The sequence below is a fragment of the Arsukibacterium sp. genome, assembly GCF_033721375.1.
Lineage (GTDB): Bacteria > Pseudomonadota > Gammaproteobacteria > Enterobacterales > Alteromonadaceae > Alishewanella.
This window is the reverse complement of sequence record NZ_JAWWAP010000006.1, coordinates 74,143-93,904: the sequence shown is the minus strand read 5'-3', so window position 1 is coordinate 93,904 and position 19,762 is coordinate 74,143. Positions and strand designations below refer to the sequence as shown.

The following is a 19,762-nucleotide window of genomic DNA, read 5'->3' as shown; positions in this document are numbered from 1 at the left end:
ATATATGTCAGAGATGTTAACGTCAAGCCAATCGTGCCAGACTCTGGCCGATTGGCTTTGTTATATTGAGCAAAGCCATCCCATCGATAAAATTGAACTTGGGCTGGAGCGGGTAAAACGGGTTGCCGACCGCGCTGAATTAGCTCTTTTACCCGGTAAAGTGATATTGATTGCCGGAACTAATGGTAAAGGGTCCACTGCCCGCACCCTTGAGCAATTATTGCTGGCCGGGGGATTCAGTGTTGGTGTTTACAGTTCTCCGCATTTGCTGCGCTTTAATGAGCGACTACGGCTGAATAACCATGATGTCGACGACGCATCGTGGGTTAGCGCTATGGCGGAAATTGAAGCGCTACGTGGCGACACTGCGCTGACCTATTTTGAATTCACTACCTTAGCTGCATTGTTAATTCTGAAACGTCAGCCGGTCGATTTTTGTCTTATTGAAGTGGGGTTGGGCGGCAGGTTGGATGCGACCAATATTGTCAGTCCTGACATCAGCGTTATTACCACTATAGATTTAGATCATCAGGATTGGCTCGGTTCTGATCGCGAGGCAATAGGCTGGGAAAAAGCAGGGGTGTTCCGCCAGGATAAACCTGTGGTGATTGGTGAGCTGTTACCTCCGGCCACAGTGCGGGCCAAAGCTGCCGAATTACATTGTCCGGCATTGATCGTTAATCAGGATTATTTTTATCAGCAAAATGTTGATAGCTGGAGCTGGCATTGCGGCGCTTCGGCATACCAGAACCTGCCGCTACCAGCGTTACCTGTTCAGAATGTCGCAACCAGTCTGGCAGTACTTAAGCAGTTGGCGTTATTACCAGAGCATGCGGTATTAGCAAAGGTACTGACTGAGATCAGTCTGGCCGGGCGGATGCAGGTTCTGCAGGAAAAACCGGCAATAATCATTGATGTGGCACATAACCCGCAGTCCGCCCGCTATCTGGCCACGCAACTGGCCGCGCTGAAGCCACGCTACAATAAGGTGCTGGCATTGGTCGGCATGTTAAAAGACAAAGACATGACGCAGGCACTGGTGCCCTTGACCCCGGTAATTGATCAATGGCATCTTAGCAGCCTGCCTGGCAGCCGGGGAGCACAAGCGGCACAGTTATCGGCTGCACTGGAAGCAGCGGCCCCGGCGCAGGCTGATTATCAGCAGTATCAGGACGTGACAACGGCATTCAGACAGCTATTATCTAAGTTGCAGGATGATGATTTACTGATTATTTTTGGATCATTTGTCACGGTTTCAGCAGTGCTGGCAAGCTACCATCAGGAGACAACATGACCGCGGGATTTAAGCACAGGTTACTCGGTGCCACTATATTGATACTAGCCGGTATCATTTTTCTGCCTGATTTACTGGATGGCGAAAAACAGGTAGTGAAAGATGATTTCAAAGTGATCCCGGACCGTCCTGAGTTTAAAGGCGTACAGCAGGCCGAACCATTCAACCAGGCCGCTTTTGATGAAGTCAGCAGTATTGCGGCAACAGAGCAAGTGGAGGAAAGTGCGTTGGATGATGATCGCCTCGTTACTCAGCGTAATCCGGACGATTTGCCCTCTGATACTTTTGCGCAGGTGACTGTTAATGGTGAGTCAGCAGCCGCTAATGTTGATAGTCAAGCCGCCGCCGAAGTCGCTGAAAACGCCTGGGTAGTGCGCGTGGGCAGTTTCAGTAATCCGCAAAATGCTAATGCATTGGTGGCGAAACTGCGCCAGCAGGGATATGTCACCTTTACCCGCGATATCACCAATAGTAATGGCCAGGAGTTAACCAGCGTGCTGGTAGGGCCAGATCTTCGAAAAGCCCATCTGGAACAACAGGTTGAGAAACTGCAAGAGTTAACAGGCATCGCGCGGTTAGTGGTGAGCCGTTATCAGGTAACTGAAAATAATTAGCCAAGCTTCAGCCGGTTTGATAGAATGCGCGCCGTCATCAGGCATCCTTTGGTAGCAAATGGTTTGGGTTGATTTTGTTATACTGGCAATTATTGCCTTATCGGCTGTTATCAGTCTGATCCGCGGTTTCGTCAAAGAAGCTATCTCGCTGGTAGTATGGTTTCTGGCCTTTTTTATAGCCAGCCAATATTACTCAAAGCTCGCATCAATTTTTACTAATATAGCTGACCCGACGATCCGTAATGCGTCCGCCATTGCTATTTTGTTTATCTGCACCTTAATTCTTGGGGCTTTAATTAACTTTGTTATTGCTAAACTAGTGCAAAGCACAGGGCTGTCGGGTACTGATCGGGTTTTAGGTCTGGTATTTGGTGCGCTACGGGGCGTGCTGGTGGTAAGCGCAGTGTTATTCTTTATGGATGCTTTTACCCCGGCTGCGCAAGCGCTGTGGTGGCAGCAATCGGTGTTGATCCCCGAATTTGGTTTTATTATCGAGTGGTTTTTTGAGTATCTGGAAAACCATTCCAGTTTTATGCAAAAGCCTTAGGGCGGGCGAGGAAATAATCAATGTGTGGTATCGTTGGAATCGTAGGCAAGTATCCGGTCAATCAGGCGCTGTATGATGGTCTGACAGTGTTACAACATCGGGGCCAGGACGCCGCAGGTATTGTTACAGTTGATAACAATACGCTCAGATTACGTAAAGCCAATGGTCTGGTAAAAGATGTGTTTGAAACCCGTCATATGCAACGGCTGTCGGGTAATATTGGTATTGGCCATGTGCGTTACCCGACTGCTGGTTCATCCAGTACCGCTGAAGCTCAGCCGTTTTATGTGAACAGTCCATTCGGTATTGCCCTGGCGCATAATGGTAATTTAACCAATTCGCACGAACTAAAAGAAGACATGTTCAGACTTGCCCGCCGCCATATCAATACCACGTCAGATTCAGAAATTTTGCTGAATATCCTGGCACATGAGTTGCAGTCAAAGTCGACGATGCAGTTAGAGCCTGAACAGATTTTTAATGCTGTTGCCAGTGCTCACCGCAAAATTCGTGGTGGTTACGCTGCTGTGGCACTGATAATCGGCCATGGCCTGGTAGCATTTCGTGACCCGAACGGCATCCGGCCATTAGTGATGGGCAAACGGGAAACCGCTGCCGGTACCGAATATATGGTTGCCTCTGAAAGCGTTGCACTGGATGCAGACGGCTTTACCGTATTGCGTGATGTATCACCAGGTGAGGCGGTATACATTACTGAGCAGGGCGAGCTATTCAGCCAGCAATGCGCCGAGAACCCCAATTATACGCCTTGTATTTTCGAGTACGTTTATTTTGCCCGTCCTGACTCTACCATTGACAATATTTCTGTGTATGCGTCAAGAGTGGCAATGGGTAAGGTACTGGGCCAGAAAATTAAGCGGGAATGGGCACATCTGGATATCGATGTCGTTATTCCTATCCCTGAAACCAGTAATGATGCAGCCCTGGAAATAGCCAATGAGCTGCAGTTGCCTTTCCGCCAGGGTTTTGTCAAAAATCGCTATATCGGCCGTACTTTTATTATGCCTGGTCAGGTGCAACGGAAAAAGTCAGTAAAACGTAAACTGAATGCCATCTGGCAGGAGTTTAAGGGGAAAAATGTCCTGTTGGTGGATGACTCAATAGTACGGGGTACCACCTCTGGTCAGATTATTGAAATGGCGCGTGAAGCCGGTGCAAAAAAAGTGTACTTTGCTTCAGCCGCGCCGGAAATACGTTTTCCTAACGTTTACGGTATTGATATGCCGTCAGCCAATGAGTTAATCGCCCACGGCCATGACGTTGACAGCATTTGTGAAACCATCGGTGCAGATGGCCTGATTTTTCAGTCATTGCCAGATTTAATCGCTGCAGTACGTTCTGAAAACCAGGATATTAAACGCTTCGAAACCTCCGTGTTTGATGGTCACTATGTTACGAATGATATTGATCAGGAATATCTGAACCGCTTAGATCAGTCACGCAGCGACGATGCCAAGGCCCAGACTGCGATGTCAATGGCGACTAACTTAGAAACATATAACGAAGGCTAAGTGTGGCCAGGTGGCCCAGATAGCTATGTGCAATAATAAAACAGGCGCCATTGGCGCCTGTTTTATTATATTGACTGGCATAGTCAGTCGGTCAGTGGGTATAGGTTGGCCCGAACCCGGACATCCACAGGATCATTGTTGTCGCCATCAGCACCGCTAACAGGGTCAGGCCACCGGTAACGACAGAGCTGGCGTATATAAAACCGCGCTCTTCCGGAATATGCATTAATATGGGTACGCCAACATAAAGTAAGTAAATAGAATAGGCCAGACCAACCAGGCCGACACTGACCACGAACCACAGTTCCGGATACAGTGCGGCGAACCCTACCATAAATAATGGCGTAGAGGTGTAAGAGCACAACTCTACTGTCTGAGTGTAAGTGGGTTCAGCGCCAAAAGTATGGGCCATCCAGTGCGCCAGCCAGGCAAGGGCAAAAACGCCTATGATTAAGCCACAGTACATGGCGACAGACATTACCAGGCCGCTTTGCGCGGTCAGTTTTATCGGGTCGCCGACGCCGATACTCCAGCCCAGATGAACCGCAGAATAATAGGCACATATGGCCGGTATCAGCGCTACAATCATAATGTGCGCCATGCTGTAACGGAAACTTTCGTGTCTGGCATCAATGGTATGCCACTCTTCTTTCGGATGGGCATATATGCCCCATAAATGGTTTAGTATCATAATTATTATCCTTTTTACTACGCCCTCAAATCGGGCAACTATGTTACAAAGCCACCCTTAACTCAGTTATGACTAAAACTTAGCCATTCGTCAAGCGGCTTGTACTAAATTTCAGCAAAGCCTGGATCCAGGTCAAACTTGGTGGGGCGGCTGCCTTTAGGTATAATGCAGTCTTAATTTTTATACAGTGACCGTCATGCTAAGCAGTGAATTAGACAACCTGATACAGCCCATCAGCTATTTTTTGGACTGTGCCACACCACAAACCTGGCTGGCAGAAGCCGCCCGGCCTGAAAATCTGGCTACGTTGCTGCGCGATCATCTTATTTGTGAGTTAAAAGCGGCCCAGAGTGCTATGTATCTTATCCGCCGCTATGCGGTGGAGGAAAGTAGTGCTGACGCCCTGCTGCAATGGTTAAAGCCTTATGAAGATTTTACCTATCGTCAGCAGGGTGACTGGCGTGCGCTGGCGGGTTTAACCCTGAAAAAGTCGATGATCCCAAAGGCCAGCAGCGGTCATGCTCAGGATTTAATCGATAAAATGGTATTGCTGATAAAAGAAGAGCTGCATCACTTTTATCAGGTGCTGGAGATGATGGCGGCAAACGGAATTGGCTATGAAAAAACGACCTCCAGTCGCTACGCCAAAGGTTTGCTGCGCCATGTTCGCACTTACGAACCTGCCGCTATGGTTGATAAGCTTATTTGCGGTGCTTACATTGAAGCGCGCTCGTGCGAACGTTTTGCTAAACTGGCGCCTTTATTGCCAGACGATATTGGCGGATTTTATATTTCGTTACTGCGCTCAGAAGCTCGGCATTATCAGGATTATTTAGCGTTGGCTTATCAGGTTGCCGGTGCGAATAATAATGATGAAGTGGCTGAGAGGATAACGTTTTTTGGCAGGGTGGAAGCTGAGTTAATTAGCAGCCCGGATGCTGACTTTAAATTTCACAGTGGTTGCCCTCAGGTAGCTGCTAGTGATCAGTCAGCGGCGTAAATACCAGATCCCATTTGTCAGCCGAGACGGCTAAGTAACTACTCTGACTGTACCAGTCACCAAGCACATAGCGCTGACCCGGCACGCCATTAATATCGACCTGATGCACGGCCGGGCGGTGGGTATGGCCATGGATCAGCCGGGTAACGCCAAATTGTGCCATGACTTTTGGCACTTCTTCCAGCGTAACATCCATAATCTGTGGTTGCTGCTGCTCGTTGTAACGTTTTTTATGCTCAGCACTTTTGCGCCTGGCTTTTGCCGCTAACCTTTGCCGGAAGGCGATCGGTGTTTTTAGCAATAACCATTGCCACCAGGGCTGGTTCCACCAGCGGCGAAATTTCTGATAGGCAATATCCAGTGTGCAAAGGCTGTCGCCATGCATAATCAGGGTAGGGGTACCATACAAGTCAATAACCTGCTGCTGCGGCAGTAATTGCATGCCGGCGCGACTGGCATAGCCCTGGCGTAATACAAAATCGCGGTTGCCATGAATAAAATAGACAGGCAGCTGTTGGCTAAGTGTTGCTAAGGCAGTCGCTACCGTATCAAGCAACGGCTCAGGATTGTCGTCGCCAATCCAGACTTCAAACAAATCACCGAGAATATACAGCGCATCAGCCTGAGCGGCTTGCTGTTGTAAAAAACGCAGGAACGCAGCGGTTATATCGGGCCGATCTGCAGATAAATGCAAATCGGCGATAAACAGCGTATGTGGGGTGGGCATCACTAACGCTTAAGCGACAAGCTCAGCTTTTTCAATTACTACCGGCTCAACTGGCACGTCGCTGTGGCCAGCGAAACGACCGGTTTTTACCTGGCGAATTTTATCCACAACGTCCATTCCCTCGCTCACTTCACCAAATACACAGTAACCCCAGCCTTGACCAGATTCTGAAGTATGGTTTAAAAAGCTGTTATCGGCGATGTTGATAAAAAACTGGCAGGTAGCAGAATGTGGGTCATTGGTCCGCGCCATCGCGATGGTGCCTTTTTTATTGGCCACTTTGTTGTTAGCTTCGTTTTTAATCGTTGCCTTGGTTTCTTTTTGATCCATATCCTTGGTAAAACCGCCACCCTGGATCATAAAGCCGTCTATTACCCGGTGAAAAATGGTGCCGTCAAAAAAGCCATCTTTCACATAGCTGATAAAATTCTCCACAGTAACCGGGGCTTTATCGGCAAACAGGTTCAGGGTAATAACGCCATAATTGGTATGTAATTTAATCATTGAATAAGGTCCTCTGTTTGAATGGCGTCATTGTAACTCAGCCAGGGCATTTCATAAAGCAACGATAGCGGCTGAAGTTTGCCGGTGGTACACTAGCGGGCTGAATGTTATGCCTTTATATCAATGTTAGCTCGTTATTTGTAAGTCAATTTTTTTGGGGACGCCAATGTTACAGATCTACAATACCTTAAGCCGTAAAAAAGAAGTGTTCAGCCCTATTGAGCCTGGCAAAGTCGGTTTGTATGTCTGCGGTATTACCATTTACGATTATTGCCATGTGGGTCATGCCCGTACCTATGTTGCCTTTGATGTCATTAACCGCTACCTGCGTTTTTGTGGTTATGACGTGACTTATGTGCGCAATATTACCGATGTTGACGACAAAATTATTAAACGTGCTGCAGAAAATAATGAAAGTTGCGATGCGCTGACTGCCCGTTTTACCCAAGCCATGCATGCTGATTTTAACGCGCTGGGGTTACTGCCTGCCGATATAGAGCCAAAAGTCACTACGCATATGGCAGAAATTATCAGCCTGATTGAGACGCTGGTAGCCAAAGGTTATGCCTATATTGCCAGTGATGGCGATGTATTGTTCGATGTCAGCAAATATGACGCTTATGGCGAACTGAGCCAGCAAAACCTGCAGATGCTGCAATCGGGCTCACGGGTGGAAGTGGCCGACAATAAAGACGATCCGCTGGATTTTGTGTTATGGAAAAGTACCAAGCCTGGTGAGCCGTTCTGGCAATCGCCATGGGGCAATGGCCGGCCGGGCTGGCATATCGAATGTTCGGCAATGAGTGCCAGGCATTTAGGCCAGCATTTTGATATTCATGGTGGTGGCTCAGACTTACAGTTCCCGCATCATGAAAATGAAATTGCCCAGTCTACCTGTGCTCATGGCCACAAATACGTTAATACCTGGATCCACACCGGTATGGTGCAGGTCGATAAAGAAAAAATGTCTAAATCGTTAGGCAATTTCTTTACCGTAAAAGACGTGCTGGCGGAGTATAACGCCGAGGCGGTTCGTTACTTTTTATTATCCAGCCACTACCGCAGCCAGTTAAACTACTCGGCTGAAAATTTAAACCAGGCGCATGCAGCGTTAGGAAGGCTATACACCGCGCTGCGGAATGTTACGCCAAGCCACAGTATCGACTTAAAAAGCCCGTATATCGCTCAGTTTAAAGCCGCGATGGACGATGATTTCAACACCCCGGAAGCGTTACCGGTGTTGTTTGAACTGGCGCGTGAAGTAAACCGCTTTAAAGAAACTGAACCAGCCAAAGCAGCAGAGTTGGCTGCGTTGCTGAAACTGTTAGCCGGCGCTTTGGGTTTACTGCAGGGCGATGCTGAGCAGTTCTTACAATCAGGCGCGTCAGATGATGATGTCGCTGAAATAGAAGCACTGATCGCCCAACGTAACACCGCCCGCGCTAACAAAGACTGGGCAGCAGCAGACGCCGCCCGCGATGCGTTAACCGCCAAAGGGATTATTGTTGAAGATAAAAACGGCGTAACCAGTTGGCGCAAAGGCTGATTTAATACCGTGATAAAAAAAACCGCCTGCTGGCGGTTTTTTTATCTATAAACGATTTGTCAGTGCTTATCGTGATACAGCTCGCAGGCTTCCAGGGTGTTTTCTACTAAACTGGCGACGGTCATCGGGCCAACGCCGCCTGGTACCGGAGTGATATAACGCGCATGTTTTACTGCCGTGCCATATTCGACATCACCGACCAGCTTGCCACTGTCGAGCCGGTTAATACCAACATCAATGACCAGGGCGCCGGGTTTTACCCAGTCACCTGGAATAAATTCCGGCCGGCCAACGGCGACCACCAGTAAGTCGGCACGGCGCACCTGAGCTTCCAGATTCTTAGTAAATTTATGACATACCGTGGTGGTGCAACCGGCAAGTAGCAATTCCAGCGCCATTGGCCGGCCAACGATATTAGAAGCGCCTACTACAACGGCATCCATACCTTTGATATTCACTCCGGTGCTTTGCAGCAGGGTCATAATGCCCTTCGGCGTACAGGAGCGCAGTGCCGGCATCCGCTGCGCTAACCTGCCAATGTTATAAGGATGAAAGCCATCGACATCTTTATGCGGGGCTATCCGCTCTAATATGACAGACGAGTCTAACCCGGCCGGCAGGGGTAACTGCACCAGAATGCCATCGACGGTGTTGTCCTGGTTAAGCTTGTCAATTAACTCAACCAATTGCTGCTCGGTCGTATCAGAGGGAAGATCGTAAGATACAGAATGAAAACCCACTTCCTCGCAGGCTTTGCGTTTACTGCCGACATAAACCTGGGAAGCCGGATCCATACCTACCAGCACAACCGCTAAACCCGGTGCTCTTTTCCCCGCTTTTACCCTTGCTCTTACCTGGGATGCAACTTTGTCTTTGGTTGCCTGAGCTACTGCTTTACCATCAATAATTTGTGCTGTCATGCTGGAGGGATCTCTGTCACGTTTTAATGCCGCCATTTTCGCACAGCCGCCGGCAGAACTCCATCCTGAGCAGTTAATCGCAATAAAGGTTCAAATAATCAGCAATCGGCTGATAATTGCAAAAAAAGGTTTGACGCTTCAGGTGGCGGGCGTTAATATTCCGCCCCGTTGCAGCAGTGCAGCAAAGTCGGTGATTGGCGCAGCTTGGTAGCGCACTTGGTTTGGGTCCAAGGGGTCGCAGGTTCAAATCCTGCATCACCGACCAATTTTAAAAAGGTCTGGTATACACGTGGTTTGGGTACTCTTAATCCACGGGTCGCAGGTTCAAATCCTGCATCACCGACCAATTTTAAAAAGGTTTTGTAAAACATTACACAGACCGATTTTTTAGCTTGGTATAGGGTTCGATTGTGCGCCCGTAGCTCAGCTGGATAGAGCAACGCCCTTCTAAGGCGTGGGTCATAGGTTCGAATCCTATCGGGCGCGCCATAACAAGCGCAAGACAGTTTCAGTGGTGGTTGTAGCTCAGTTGGTAGAGCCCCGGATTGTGATTCCGGTTGTCGTGGGTTCGAACCCCATCATCCACCCCATTTTTCCCAGCGTTCTTATAGTCGGTGATTGGCGCAGCTTGGTAGCGCACTTGGTTTGGGTCCAAGGGGTCGCAGGTTCAAATCCTGCATCACCGACCATTCTCCCTAAAGTTAAAGCAGCGCGCCTGATTTGGGTATTCTTAATCCCACGGTTCGCAGGTTCAAATCCTGCATCACCGACCATTCTCCCTTAAATTAAAGCAGCGCACTTGGTTTGGGTATTCTTGATCCCACGTGGTCGCAGGTTCAAATCCTGCATCACCGACCATTCTCCCTAAAGTTAAAGCAGCGTGCCTGACCGACCACTCTTCCTGATTTCAAATTTAGCCTTATTACTATTCAGCTGTGCTGCATTATGCAGGCTGAAATTAAGCTATTTCTTAATTTTATCTCGTGTATACCAGGTATTCACACAATCTATAGTGGTGTGCGCTATGCAGTCGTTTTTATCGTTTTTCTACTCAACGGGATATCCGCTAAAACTGTAATTTTATTACACTTTTGCTGGTTGAAAAGTGAGCAGGCGGTTGGCGTTCAACTTCAGGTTTCATGCTAAATTAATGAATATTAATGCTTATTTTTACTGCGTGCTGGTCTCTATGCCAGTACTGGCGGTGGTGCCGGGGTAGCCTTTTTGCTATACTGCCGGCGGTCAAAATAACGGAGGAGCTATGATAAACCCAAGCTGGCGTCGGGTCGTACTGAAGGTGGGCAGTGCCCTGATTGCGCCAGATAACGAAGGATGTAGTGAACAATATTTACGTCCAATCGCTGAATTTATCCACCAATGCAGACAACAGGGTCGGGAAGTTATTCTGGTGTCTTCTGGTAGTGTAGCGGCAGGCCGTCATCACTTTAATTTTTCACATCAACGGGTGCCCATAGCATTAAAACGTGCGATGGCAGCGGTCGGCCAGAATCAGATGATGAATTTCTGGACCAACTGTTTCGATTTTCCCTGTGCTCAGGTGCTACTGACACACGGTGATTTAAGTGACCGGGTGCGTCACGTCAATATTCAGAACACCTTGAGACGGTTACTCGATCATCAGGTGCTACCTATCGTTAACGAAAACGATACTATTGCCACCGATGAGCTGAAAGTGGGTGATAACGACAATCTGGCGGCGATGGTCGCTACGGTCGTTAATGCCGATGCGCTGATTATCTGTTCAGACGTCAAAGGCTTATATACCGCTGATCCGAGTAAGGACCCGATGGCTACTCTGATCCCGGAAGTGAGCACCATTGATGCGGCTATTTTCGCTCTGGCGGGTGGCGCTGCGTCGGCAGTGGGCACCGGTGGTATGCGTACTAAAGTTGAAGCGGCCGAGAAAGCAACGGCTCAGGGCATTGATACCCTGATTGTTGATGGTCATCAGCAGGAAACTTTTGAGTGTCTTTTAGCGGGTGAGAATCCTGGCACAGTATTCTTTGGCCAGCACAAACCGTTACCGGCTAAAAAACATTGGGTACGTCACACTCTGCGTGCTAAGGGTGAAATCTGGGTCGATGATGGCTGTGTAGAAGCATTGAGCCAGCATGGCGCATCGCTGTTAAGCAGCGGTATTGTCCAGATTAAGGGTGAGTTTGATTCAGGTGATGCGGTTATTATTCGCTGTGCCAAAGGCACACGCCGCATCGCCAAAGGCGTCAGCCGGTTTAGTGCTACGGAGCTGTTCTCAATCAAAGGGCAACAAAGCCGGGACATCCCAAAATGTCTGGGCTACTGCCCGGCAGGAAGTGACGCTGTTATCCACCGTAGTGAAATGATGTTATTGGAGAAATTATGATTTCTGATGTTGCAGCCACCCTGGCTGCCCAGGCAGCAAAAGCTGCCAAAGCTGTCGCTGTATTATCTACAGAGCAGAAAAATTTTGTATTACAAAGCTTTGCTAACCGTATTCGTGAAGCCACTGCGGCTATTATTGCGGCGAACAAAGATGAAGTGGCCCAGGCTAAAAGTAATGGGACCAGCGTGGCGATGATTGACCGGCTGACGCTGGATGCTGAGCGGATTGAAGCGATGGCGCAGGCGATTGAACAAATTATTCAATTACCCGATCCGGTTGGATTAACGCGGCAAATTGAACAACGGCCAAATGGTATTAATATTGCGAAAACCCGGATCCCACTCGGCGTAATTTGCATGATTTATGAAGCCCGGCCCAATGTCACCGCGGATGCCGGCGCACTGTGTTTTAAGTCTGGTAACGCCGTTATTCTGCGCTGTGGCCGAGAAGCGATTAATACCAGTCTGGCAATCGCTGCTGCGATGCGTCAGGCATTGCGTGATCATGAATTGCCGGAAGAGGTTATTACCATAGTGCCAGATCCGGACCGGGATTTATTACTGGCCCTGTTAAAGCAGGATCAGTTTATTGATCTGGTCATTCCGCGAGGTGGTGAAGGGCTTATCCGTTTTGTTACTGAGCACAGTCGTATTCCGGTTATTCAGCATTTCAAAGGCGTCTGTCACCTTTATGTTGACCAGAGCGCAGACCTGACCATGGCGCTGAATTTACTGCTAAATGGCAAAGTACAACGTCCCGGTGTCTGTAATGCGCTGGAAGGCTTGCTGGTTAACAAGCATCAGGCTGCAGACTTTTTGCCGATGGTTGCCAAAGCACTGGCTGAGCATCAGGTAAAAGTCCATGCCTGTAAGCAGAGTGTCGGCTACTTTAATGGTGCGTCAGCTATTGCAGATGATGAGTTTGGTCAGGAATATCTGGCACCGGAAATCGCAGTTAAAGTTGTAGCAGATATGGACGAGGCAATGGAGCATATCGACCGGTTCGGCAGTCAGCATACCGAGGTAATCTGTACTGCTGATCAGGGCAATGCTGAGCGCTTTATCCGCACGGTCGATACTGCAGTAGTCATGCACAATACCTCATCACGTTTTTCAGACGGCGGTGAATTGGGGTTAGGCGCAGAAATTGGTATATCGACCAGTAAGCTGCATGCCTATGGTCCAATGGGGCTGGAAGCGCTGACTACCGAAAAGTACGTGGTAACCGGCAATGGCCAGGTAAGGAACTAGCAGGCAGTCGGCACTGTATAGAGCTAAACCAGCAGGTTGTAGCAGGTAATTAGCTGACTAACTTATTGAACAGACTTAGCTTTACTGGCTTAAGTCTGTTTTTTATTTTTTGTCAAGCAACGTCGTTAAAACAAGCGTGGCTAAAGGCTCGACTATGGCGATTTAGCCCGCTATAATGCCGCGTCCAATTTTATAACAGGTCAGGTTCAGCTTACGTTTTTTCGAGTCCCGACCATACAAGTACGGCGTATTTCAGACGCCTGATTTTGATTTCGAGGTAGCATGATGCAAGTTTCTGTGGAAACCACCCAGGGTTTAGAGCGCCGTTTAACTATTACTGTACCGGCTGACAAAATTGATTCAGAAGTGAAAAACCGTTTACGTGATTTGGCAAAGCGCCAGCGTATCGATGGTTTCCGTCCGGGTAAAGCGCCGGTTTCTATCATTCAGAAACGTTATGGCCAGGCGGTATTGCAGGAAGTAGCCTCAGAGCAAATGCAACGCTCATTCTACGAAGCCGTGATTGAAAACAAATTGACACCTGCCGGTGCACCTACCTTTGCTCCAGGCACGCTGGCGGCAGGTAAAGATTTAGAGTTTGCTGCGACTTTTGAAGTCTATCCTGACGTTACTGTGGCAAACCTGGAAAAAATTGAAGTAAACAAGCCGGTAGTTGAAATCAGTGAAGAAGACCTGACCAAAATGCTGGAAACGTTGCGTAAGCAACATGCGAAATGGCAGGCGAAGAAAGGCGCTGCGGCTGAAGGTGACCGCGTGACAATGGACTTTGTCGGCTCCATTGATGGTGAAGAATTTGAAGGCGGCAAGGCCAGCGACTTCCAGCTGGAATTAGGTGCTGGTCGGATGATCCCGGGTTTTGAAGATGGCATTATTGGCAAAAAAGCCGGCCAGAAAACCACCATCGAGGTTACTTTCCCTGAAGACTACCATGCTGAAAACCTGAAAGGTAAAGCGGCTAGCTTTGCCGTAACGGTAAACACGGTGGAAGAGCAGGTACTGCCGGAATTAAATGATGAGTTTGCTACTTTATTTGGTTTAGCCGAAGCCAGTGTTGACGCCCTGAAAACAGAAGTGCGCAAAAACATGGAACGTGAGCTGAAGCAAACGATCAAAGGTAAAGTAAAAGAGCAGGTGATCAAAGGCTTACTGGCAAATAACGAAGTGGAAGTACCGCAATCACTGATCGGCGGTGAAGTTGAAGTATTGCGTAAGCAAGCGTTACAGCGCTTTGGCAATAACGTTGATCCTAAGCAGTTACCTGAATTGCCCGCGTCATTGTTTGAAGAGCAGGCAAAAGATCGGGTAAAAGTGGGCTTGTTGCTCGGTGAAGTAATTAAAACCAATGAGCTGAAAGTTGACAACGCCAAAGTGGAAGAGTTAATTGCCAACGTCGCTTCTGCTTATGAAGACCCGGCTGAAGTGGTGCAGTATTACCACAGCAACAACGAGTTAATGCAAAGCATGCGTAATGTTGCGTTGGAAGAGCAGGCGATTGAGTTAATTCTGGCCAAAGCCAAGGTTAATGAACAAGCTGCAGCCTTTGACGAGATAATGAACCCGCAAGCCACTAACTAAGATTGACTTATCGTGGTATGACGGTTTTAATGGCTCGAACAGTAGTTCGGGCCATTTTATTTTCCGGCCGTACCATTCCGAGAGTAGAGTAAGGGATCCCATTTTATGCCAATGTCACGCGATATGACTGACATCATTAATGCTTTAGTCCCGATGGTGGTTGAGCAAACTGCCAAAGGTGAACGTTCTTATGATATTTTTTCCCGCCTGTTAAAAGAGCGGGTAATATTCTTAACCGGTCAGGTTGAAGATCATATGGCGAACCTGATCGTGGCGCAGTTATTGTTTCTTGAATCGGAAAATCCGGAAAAAGATATCTACATTTATATCAACTCACCTGGTGGTTCAGTTACTGCAGGTTTATCAATTTACGACACTATGCGCTATATTAAACCTGATATAGCGACGGTATGCGTTGGCCAGGCCGCCAGTATGGGCGCATTTTTGTTGTCAGGTGGCACCAAGGGCAAGCGTTACTGCTTACCAAATGCCCGGGTAATGATTCACCAGCCCTTAGGCGGGTTTCAGGGCCAGGCCACTGATTTTGAAATACATGCCCGGGAAATTCTGGGTATTAAAGAAAAATTAAACCGCCTTATGGCTGACCATACCGGCAAAACGTACGAAGAAATCGTAAATGATACCGAGCGAGACCGTTTCTTAAGTGCGCAGCAAGCCTTGGAATATGGTCTGATTGATACCATATTAAGTAAAAGAGAAACGAAGTAAATAAAGCAGGGTGACCATTTTTGCGGTCACCAGCGACGTAATAAGAGGTAGTTACATGTCTGATCACCGCACTGACGGCGATAAAAGCGGCAAGTTATTGTATTGCTCGTTTTGTGGCAAATCACAGCATGAAGTGCGTAAGTTGATCGCAGGCCCACAAGTCTATATTTGTGATGAATGCGTTGATTTATGCAACGACATTATCCGTGAAGAAATTAAAGATATTTCGCCTAAACGCGAGTCTGATACCTTGCCGACGCCAAGGGAAATCCGGGCCCACCTTGACGACTACGTCATCGGTCAGGAGCACGCCAAAAAAGTGCTGGCGGTGGCAGTGTACAACCACTACAAGCGGCTTCGCAGTGCTCAGCATAAGCAGGAAGTTGAACTTAGCAAAAGTAATATTTTGTTAATTGGTCCTACCGGCAGTGGTAAAACCCTGTTGGCAGAAACGCTGGCGCGCTTGTTAGATGTTCCGTTTACGATGGCTGATGCAACCACCCTGACTGAGGCGGGTTATGTCGGTGAAGATGTCGAAAATATCATCCAGAAGCTGCTGCAAAAATGCGATTACGATGTGGAAAAAGCCCAGCGCGGCATTGTTTACATCGATGAAATAGACAAAATTTCCCGTAAATCTGATAACCCCTCTATTACCCGGGATGTATCAGGGGAGGGTGTGCAGCAGGCACTGCTTAAACTAATTGAAGGCACCATTGCGTCTGTACCGCCGCAAGGGGGACGCAAGCATCCACAACAGGAGTTTTTGCAGGTCGATACCTCCAAAATCCTGTTTATCTGTGGCGGTGCCTTTGCTGGCCTTGATAAGGTAATCGAGCAGCGCAGTGCCAAAGGGGCCGGTATTGGTTTTGGCGCTATGGTGAAAAGCAAGGAAAGCACCCGCAGCCTGAGTGAATCCTTCAGGGACGTAGAGCCGGAAGATTTAGTGAAATATGGTTTAATTCCTGAGTTTATCGGGCGTCTGCCGGTAGTGGCTACCCTGACTGAGCTTGACTTAGACGCATTGGTACAGATCCTGAGCCAGCCTAAAAATGCGCTGGTAAAACAGTTTGCTGCGTTATTTAAAATGGAAGACGTTGAGCTGGAATTCCGCGACGATGCGTTAAAAGCCATTGGTCAGAAAGCGATGGAGCGAAAAACCGGGGCCCGGGGATTACGGTCAATTGTTGAAGGTGTATTGCTCGATACGATGTATGAGTTGCCTTCAATGGATGATGTCAGCAAAGTGGTTATTGATGAAACAGTGATCCGCGGTGAGACTCAGCCCATACTGATATATGAGAACAGTGAGCCGGACGTGGCGCAGTCAAACTAACAAAAAAGGAGCTGGTTCAGCTCCTTTTTTATTTTCACAATTGAAGTTTGCCAATTTAACCCCATATACTGGCTATTAAGAGTCGCCCGCAGTATTAATTCGAGAGATAATCAATGACAGTAGAACAAACTGAACGTTTGCATATGCCGGTATTGGCATTGCGTGACGTCGTCGTTTACCCCCACATGGTGATCCCCCTGTTTGTTGGTCGGGCTAAATCTATTAAGTGTTTAGATGCGGCGATGGACAACGATAAGCAGATTTTTCTGGTGGCGCAGAAAGATGCCTCGCTGGATGATCCCAGTGCCGACGACCTTTATCAAATTGGTACCGTCGCGACCATTTTGCAGTTATTGAAATTGCCTGATGGTACCGTCAAAGTGCTGGTGGAAGGGGCCAGACGCGCCAGGCTGACAGAATTTACTGAAACCGAAAACGCCTTTGCTGCGCATGTTGAACTGATCCCGTCTGTCGATATCGATAGTAGCGAGCAGGAAGTATTTTTACGCTCAGCAATTAATCAGTTTGAAGGTTACATTAAACTCAACAAAAAGATCCCACCGGAAGTGCTGACCGCACTAAGTGGCATTGATGATGCAGCGCGGCTTGCTGACACCATGGCTGCCCATATGCCGCTGAAGGTAGAAGATAAACAGAAGGTGCTGGAACTGGTTGACGTCACCGAGCGCCTGGAATACCTGATGGCGATGATGGAAAGCGAAATCGACATATTACAAGTTGAGCGTCGTATTCGTAGCCGGGTTAAAAAGCAAATGGAAAAAAGCCAGCGCGAGTATTATCTGAATGAGCAAATGAAAGCGATTCAGCGCGAACTTGGCGATCTGGAAGATGCACCTGACGAGTTTGAAGCGTTGGCGGCCAAGATTGAAAATGCCAAAATGCCGGTAGAAGTGGCAAATAAAGCCAGGGCTGAACTGCAAAAGCTGAAGATGATGTCGCCAATGTCAGCGGAAGCCACCGTAGTGCGCAGCTACATCGATTGGTTATCAACGGTGCCGTGGAAAGCGCGCAGTAAGGTCAAGAAAAACCTGGCAGCGGCTGAGCAGGTACTGAACGCTGATCACTATGGCCTGGAAAAGGTCAAAGAGCGGATTATCGAATATTTGGCAGTGCAGCAACGGGTAAATAAATTAAAAGGACCGATTTTATGTCTGGTTGGTCCGCCAGGCGTTGGTAAAACCTCGCTTGGTCAATCGGTTGCCAAAGCGACCGGGCGCAAGTATGTGCGGATGGCGCTTGGTGGTGTGCGGGATGAAGCCGAAATTCGCGGCCATCGTCGGACTTATATCGGTTCGATGCCGGGTAAGATTATCCAGAAAATGGCTAAGGTAGGCGTGCGGAATCCGCTATTCCTGCTGGATGAAATTGATAAAATGGCCTCTGACTTCCGTGGTGATCCGGCGGCAGCTTTACTTGAGGTGCTTGATCCTGAGCAAAATGCTACTTTCAGTGATCATTACCTGGAAGTTGACTACGATTTGTCTGATGTGATGTTTTTTGCCACCTCCAACAGCCTGAATATTCCGGCCGCCTTGCTGGACCGGATGGAAGTAATCCGTTTATCAGGTTATACCGAAGACGAAAAACTGAATATTGCCCGGCAACATCTGATTGCCAAGCAAATCAGCCGCAACGGCTTAAAGCCCAATGAATTAAATATTGAAGACAGCGCCATTATCGGCATTATCCGGTATTACACCCGCGAGGCCGGGGTGCGCAGTCTGGAACGGGAAATTTCTAAACTCTGCCGTAAAGCAGTAAAAGAAATTCTGCTTAATGCTGATGTGAAGAAAGTCGTTATTAATGCTGATAACCTGGAAGATTATCTGGGTGTGCAACGGCATGATTACGGTAAAGCAGAAGACAGTAACCGGATTGGTCAGGTTACCGGCCTGGCATGGACTGAAGTAGGCGGTGATTTGCTGACTATCGAAGCAGCATCAGTGGTAGGTAAAGGTAAACTGACCTACACCGGTTCCCTCGGTGATGTCATGAAAGAGTCTATTCAGGCAGCGATGACCGTTGTCCGCAGCCGGGCTGAAGTGCTGAGGATTAATGAAGATTTCTATGAAAAGCGCGATATTCATGTCCACGTACCAGAAGGTGCTACCCCTAAAGATGGCCCAAGTGCCGGTATAGCAATGGTTACCGCATTGGTATCCAGCTTAACCGGCAATCCGGTGCGTGCTGATGTGGCAATGACCGGCGAAATTACCCTGCGTGGTGAGGTATTACCTATTGGTGGCTTAAAAGAGAAGTTACTGGCAGCGCATCGGGGCGGTATTAAGCGGGTGCTGATACCGCATGACAATATTCGGGATTTAAAAGAAATACCGGATAACGTCAAAGGTGACATCGAAATTAAGCCCGTCAAATGGATTGAAGATGTGCTTGAATTTGCCCTGCAGGAGCCTACAGACCGCGTCAGCGTGGTAAATACGGCAAAAAATGCAGCAAAAAGTAAAAAAACCACAAAAAATCCGGCTTAGGGGCTTTTCATTCCCGTTGGCTGTGCTAAGTTATGGTCAGTTTCGACCCAGCCCTTGTAGAACAAGGGCTGCGGTTAAAGCGAAAAATTATTAGTTTGAAAGCGTCTTCTGCTTGCAAGACAACAAGATGCTTGTTATAACGAAGCGCAGTCTAGAAAAGCTAATAACTGCTGGTTGTAGAAAATAATAACAATTGAAGGGGATGATATTGTGAACAAGTCTCAACTTATCGACAAAATTGCTGCTAACGCAGATATCTCAAAAGCGGCAGCTGGTCGTGCACTGGACGCGTTCATTGACGCTGTTACTGATGCTCTTAAAGAAGGCGACTCTGTAGCTCTGGTTGGTTTTGGTACTTACAGCGTACGCGAGCGTGCTGCCCGTACTGGCCGTAACCCGCAAACCGGTGCTACTATTCAAATCGCTTCTGCGAAAATTCCTTCTTTCAAGCCAGGTAAAGCGTTAAAAGACGCCGTTAACTAACTGGTTGCTCGCCCCGGCGCGCCGGGGCAGCCTGTAAAGCACGGGTAAGTTACCGGGCTTCATTAAAAAAGGCGCATCTGTTAAGATGCGCTTTTTTTTT

At 48.2% G+C, this 19,762-nt stretch carries 17 protein-coding genes and 4 tRNA genes; 17 read left to right on the top strand and 4 right to left on the bottom strand.

The genetic code is table 11. The annotated features are described in order from the left end of the window. The first annotated feature begins 4 nt into the window (after positions 1–4). From folC to purF, 4 genes are read left to right on the top strand one after another with little or no spacing between them, the layout of a single operon-like run. Entirely contained in the window at positions 5–1,294 is a 1,290-nt protein-coding gene (folC, locus tag R3187_RS10580; protein WP_318966947.1) for a bifunctional tetrahydrofolate synthase/dihydrofolate synthase, read from the top strand. Continuing rightward, a complete protein-coding gene (locus R3187_RS10575; protein ID WP_318966945.1) occupies positions 1,291–1,908 on the top strand; it encodes an SPOR domain-containing protein in 618 nt (205 codons plus the stop codon). Before folC ends, R3187_RS10575 begins: the two co-directional genes overlap by 4 nt. Before the next feature lie 58 nt (positions 1,909–1,966). After that, complete coding sequence (locus R3187_RS10570; protein WP_318966943.1) at positions 1,967–2,455, top strand: CvpA family protein; 489 nt, start codon at positions 1,967–1,969, stop codon at positions 2,453–2,455. A 20-nt stretch (positions 2,456–2,475) separates the two neighbouring features. After that, positions 2,476–3,987, top strand: coding sequence for an amidophosphoribosyltransferase (purF, locus tag R3187_RS10565; RefSeq protein WP_318966942.1), 1,512 nt, complete (start codon positions 2,476–2,478; stop codon positions 3,985–3,987). Between the two features lie 91 nt (positions 3,988–4,078). On the opposite strand, the gene R3187_RS10560 is transcribed toward purF, so the two are convergent. Further along, complete coding sequence (locus tag R3187_RS10560) at positions 4,079–4,678, bottom strand: Yip1 family protein (RefSeq protein ID WP_318966940.1); 600 nt, start codon at positions 4,676–4,678, stop codon at positions 4,079–4,081. 196 nt (positions 4,679–4,874) lie between these two features. On the opposite strand from R3187_RS10560, the gene miaE reads away from it, so the two are divergent. Continuing rightward, entirely contained in the window at positions 4,875–5,678 is an 804-nt protein-coding gene (miaE, locus tag R3187_RS10555; RefSeq protein ID WP_318966938.1) for a tRNA isopentenyl-2-thiomethyl-A-37 hydroxylase MiaE, read from the top strand. Here the strand turns inward: miaE and R3187_RS10550 are convergent. Both R3187_RS10550 and R3187_RS10545 read right to left on the bottom strand, forming a co-directional pair. Next, positions 5,656–6,405, bottom strand: coding sequence for a UDP-2,3-diacylglucosamine diphosphatase (locus R3187_RS10550; protein ID WP_318966936.1), 750 nt, complete (start codon positions 6,403–6,405; stop codon positions 5,656–5,658). The two genes, miaE and R3187_RS10550, sit on opposite strands and share 23 nt — an antisense overlap. A 9-nt stretch (positions 6,406–6,414) precedes the next feature. After that, positions 6,415–6,909 (bottom strand): peptidylprolyl isomerase, encoded by a 495-nt coding sequence (locus R3187_RS10545; protein WP_318966934.1) that lies wholly within the window; start codon positions 6,907–6,909, stop codon positions 6,415–6,417. Between the two features lie 166 nt (positions 6,910–7,075). On the opposite strand from R3187_RS10545, the gene cysS reads away from it, so the two are divergent. Next, positions 7,076–8,455, top strand: a complete 1,380-nt coding sequence (cysS, locus tag R3187_RS10540) for a cysteine--tRNA ligase (protein WP_318966932.1) — start codon at positions 7,076–7,078, stop codon at positions 8,453–8,455. Positions 8,456–8,514: 59 nt separating this feature from the next. Here the strand turns inward: cysS and folD are convergent, their stop codons facing one another. Beyond that, the gene (folD, locus tag R3187_RS10535; protein WP_318967234.1) at positions 8,515–9,375 is read right to left on the bottom strand and encodes a bifunctional methylenetetrahydrofolate dehydrogenase/methenyltetrahydrofolate cyclohydrolase FolD; all 861 of its coding nucleotides are present in this window, start codon (positions 9,373–9,375) and stop codon (positions 8,515–8,517) included. Positions 9,376–9,563: 188 nt separating this feature from the next. Here folD and R3187_RS10530 point away from each other — a divergent pair. From R3187_RS10530 to hupB, 11 genes are all read left to right on the top strand, one after another. Continuing rightward, positions 9,564–9,640: transfer RNA gene (locus R3187_RS10530), tRNA-Pro, on the top strand. Between the two features lie 147 nt (positions 9,641–9,787). Then, positions 9,788–9,864: transfer RNA gene (locus R3187_RS10525), tRNA-Arg, on the top strand. A 25-nt stretch (positions 9,865–9,889) separates the two neighbouring features. Further along, positions 9,890–9,965: transfer RNA gene (locus R3187_RS10520), tRNA-His, on the top strand. A gap of 22 nt (positions 9,966–9,987) precedes the next feature. Next, positions 9,988–10,064: transfer RNA gene (locus tag R3187_RS10515), tRNA-Pro, on the top strand. A gap of 572 nt (positions 10,065–10,636) precedes the next feature. Next, on the top strand, positions 10,637–11,758 hold the full coding sequence (gene proB, locus R3187_RS10510) for a glutamate 5-kinase (RefSeq protein WP_318966929.1): 1,122 nt from the start codon (positions 10,637–10,639) through the stop codon (positions 11,756–11,758). After that, complete coding sequence (locus tag R3187_RS10505; protein WP_318966928.1) at positions 11,755–13,008, top strand: glutamate-5-semialdehyde dehydrogenase; 1,254 nt, start codon at positions 11,755–11,757, stop codon at positions 13,006–13,008. Before proB ends, R3187_RS10505 begins: the two co-directional genes overlap by 4 nt. A gap of 282 nt (positions 13,009–13,290) precedes the next feature. Beyond that, positions 13,291–14,604, top strand: coding sequence for a trigger factor (gene tig, locus R3187_RS10500; RefSeq protein ID WP_413229021.1), 1,314 nt, complete (start codon positions 13,291–13,293; stop codon positions 14,602–14,604). 123 nt (positions 14,605–14,727) lie between these two features. Next, positions 14,728–15,333 (top strand): ATP-dependent Clp endopeptidase proteolytic subunit ClpP, encoded by a 606-nt coding sequence (gene clpP, locus R3187_RS10495; protein WP_318967232.1) that lies wholly within the window; start codon positions 14,728–14,730, stop codon positions 15,331–15,333. Between the two features lie 55 nt (positions 15,334–15,388). Further along, on the top strand, positions 15,389–16,669 hold the full coding sequence (gene clpX, locus R3187_RS10490) for an ATP-dependent protease ATP-binding subunit ClpX (RefSeq protein ID WP_318966926.1): 1,281 nt from the start codon (positions 15,389–15,391) through the stop codon (positions 16,667–16,669). A gap of 113 nt (positions 16,670–16,782) precedes the next feature. Next, a complete protein-coding gene (gene lon, locus R3187_RS10485; RefSeq protein WP_318966925.1) occupies positions 16,783–19,179 on the top strand; it encodes an endopeptidase La in 2,397 nt (798 codons plus the stop codon). A 210-nt stretch (positions 19,180–19,389) separates the two neighbouring features. After that, complete coding sequence (gene hupB / locus R3187_RS10480; RefSeq protein WP_019674802.1) at positions 19,390–19,662, top strand: nucleoid-associated protein HU-beta; 273 nt, start codon at positions 19,390–19,392, stop codon at positions 19,660–19,662. The last annotated feature ends 100 nt before the right edge of the window (positions 19,663–19,762 follow it).

Excerpts from the sequence above, each read along its gene's own strand:
- cysS (WP_318966932.1), top strand. The coding sequence starts at position 7,076 with ATGTTACAGATCTACAATACCTTAAGCCGTAAAAAAGAAGTGTTCAGC.
- R3187_RS10570 (WP_318966943.1), top strand. The coding sequence starts at position 1,967 with ATGGTTTGGGTTGATTTTGTTATACTGGCAATTATTGCCTTATCGGCT.
- clpP (WP_318967232.1), top strand. The coding sequence starts at position 14,728 with ATGACTGACATCATTAATGCTTTAGTCCCGATGGTGGTTGAGCAAACT.
- folC (WP_318966947.1), top strand. The coding sequence starts at position 5 with ATGTCAGAGATGTTAACGTCAAGCCAATCGTGCCAGACTCTGGCCGAT.
- folD (WP_318967234.1), bottom strand. The coding sequence starts at position 9,375 with ATGACAGCACAAATTATTGATGGTAAAGCAGTAGCTCAGGCAACCAAA.
- clpX (WP_318966926.1), top strand. The coding sequence starts at position 15,389 with ATGTCTGATCACCGCACTGACGGCGATAAAAGCGGCAAGTTATTGTAT.
- purF (WP_318966942.1), top strand. The coding sequence starts at position 2,476 with ATGTGTGGTATCGTTGGAATCGTAGGCAAGTATCCGGTCAATCAGGCG.
- R3187_RS10545 (WP_318966934.1), bottom strand. The coding sequence starts at position 6,909 with ATGATTAAATTACATACCAATTATGGCGTTATTACCCTGAACCTGTTT.
- R3187_RS10575 (WP_318966945.1), top strand. The coding sequence starts at position 1,291 with ATGACCGCGGGATTTAAGCACAGGTTACTCGGTGCCACTATATTGATA.
- R3187_RS10550 (WP_318966936.1), bottom strand. The coding sequence starts at position 6,405 with ATGCCCACCCCACATACGCTGTTTATCGCCGATTTGCATTTATCTGCA.
- tig (WP_413229021.1), top strand. The coding sequence starts at position 13,291 with ATGATGCAAGTTTCTGTGGAAACCACCCAGGGTTTAGAGCGCCGTTTA.
- miaE (WP_318966938.1), top strand. The coding sequence starts at position 4,875 with ATGCTAAGCAGTGAATTAGACAACCTGATACAGCCCATCAGCTATTTT.
- R3187_RS10505 (WP_318966928.1), top strand. The coding sequence starts at position 11,755 with ATGATTTCTGATGTTGCAGCCACCCTGGCTGCCCAGGCAGCAAAAGCT.
- lon (WP_318966925.1), top strand. The coding sequence starts at position 16,783 with ATGACAGTAGAACAAACTGAACGTTTGCATATGCCGGTATTGGCATTG.
- R3187_RS10560 (WP_318966940.1), bottom strand. The coding sequence starts at position 4,678 with ATGATACTAAACCATTTATGGGGCATATATGCCCATCCGAAAGAAGAG.
- proB (WP_318966929.1), top strand. The coding sequence starts at position 10,637 with ATGATAAACCCAAGCTGGCGTCGGGTCGTACTGAAGGTGGGCAGTGCC.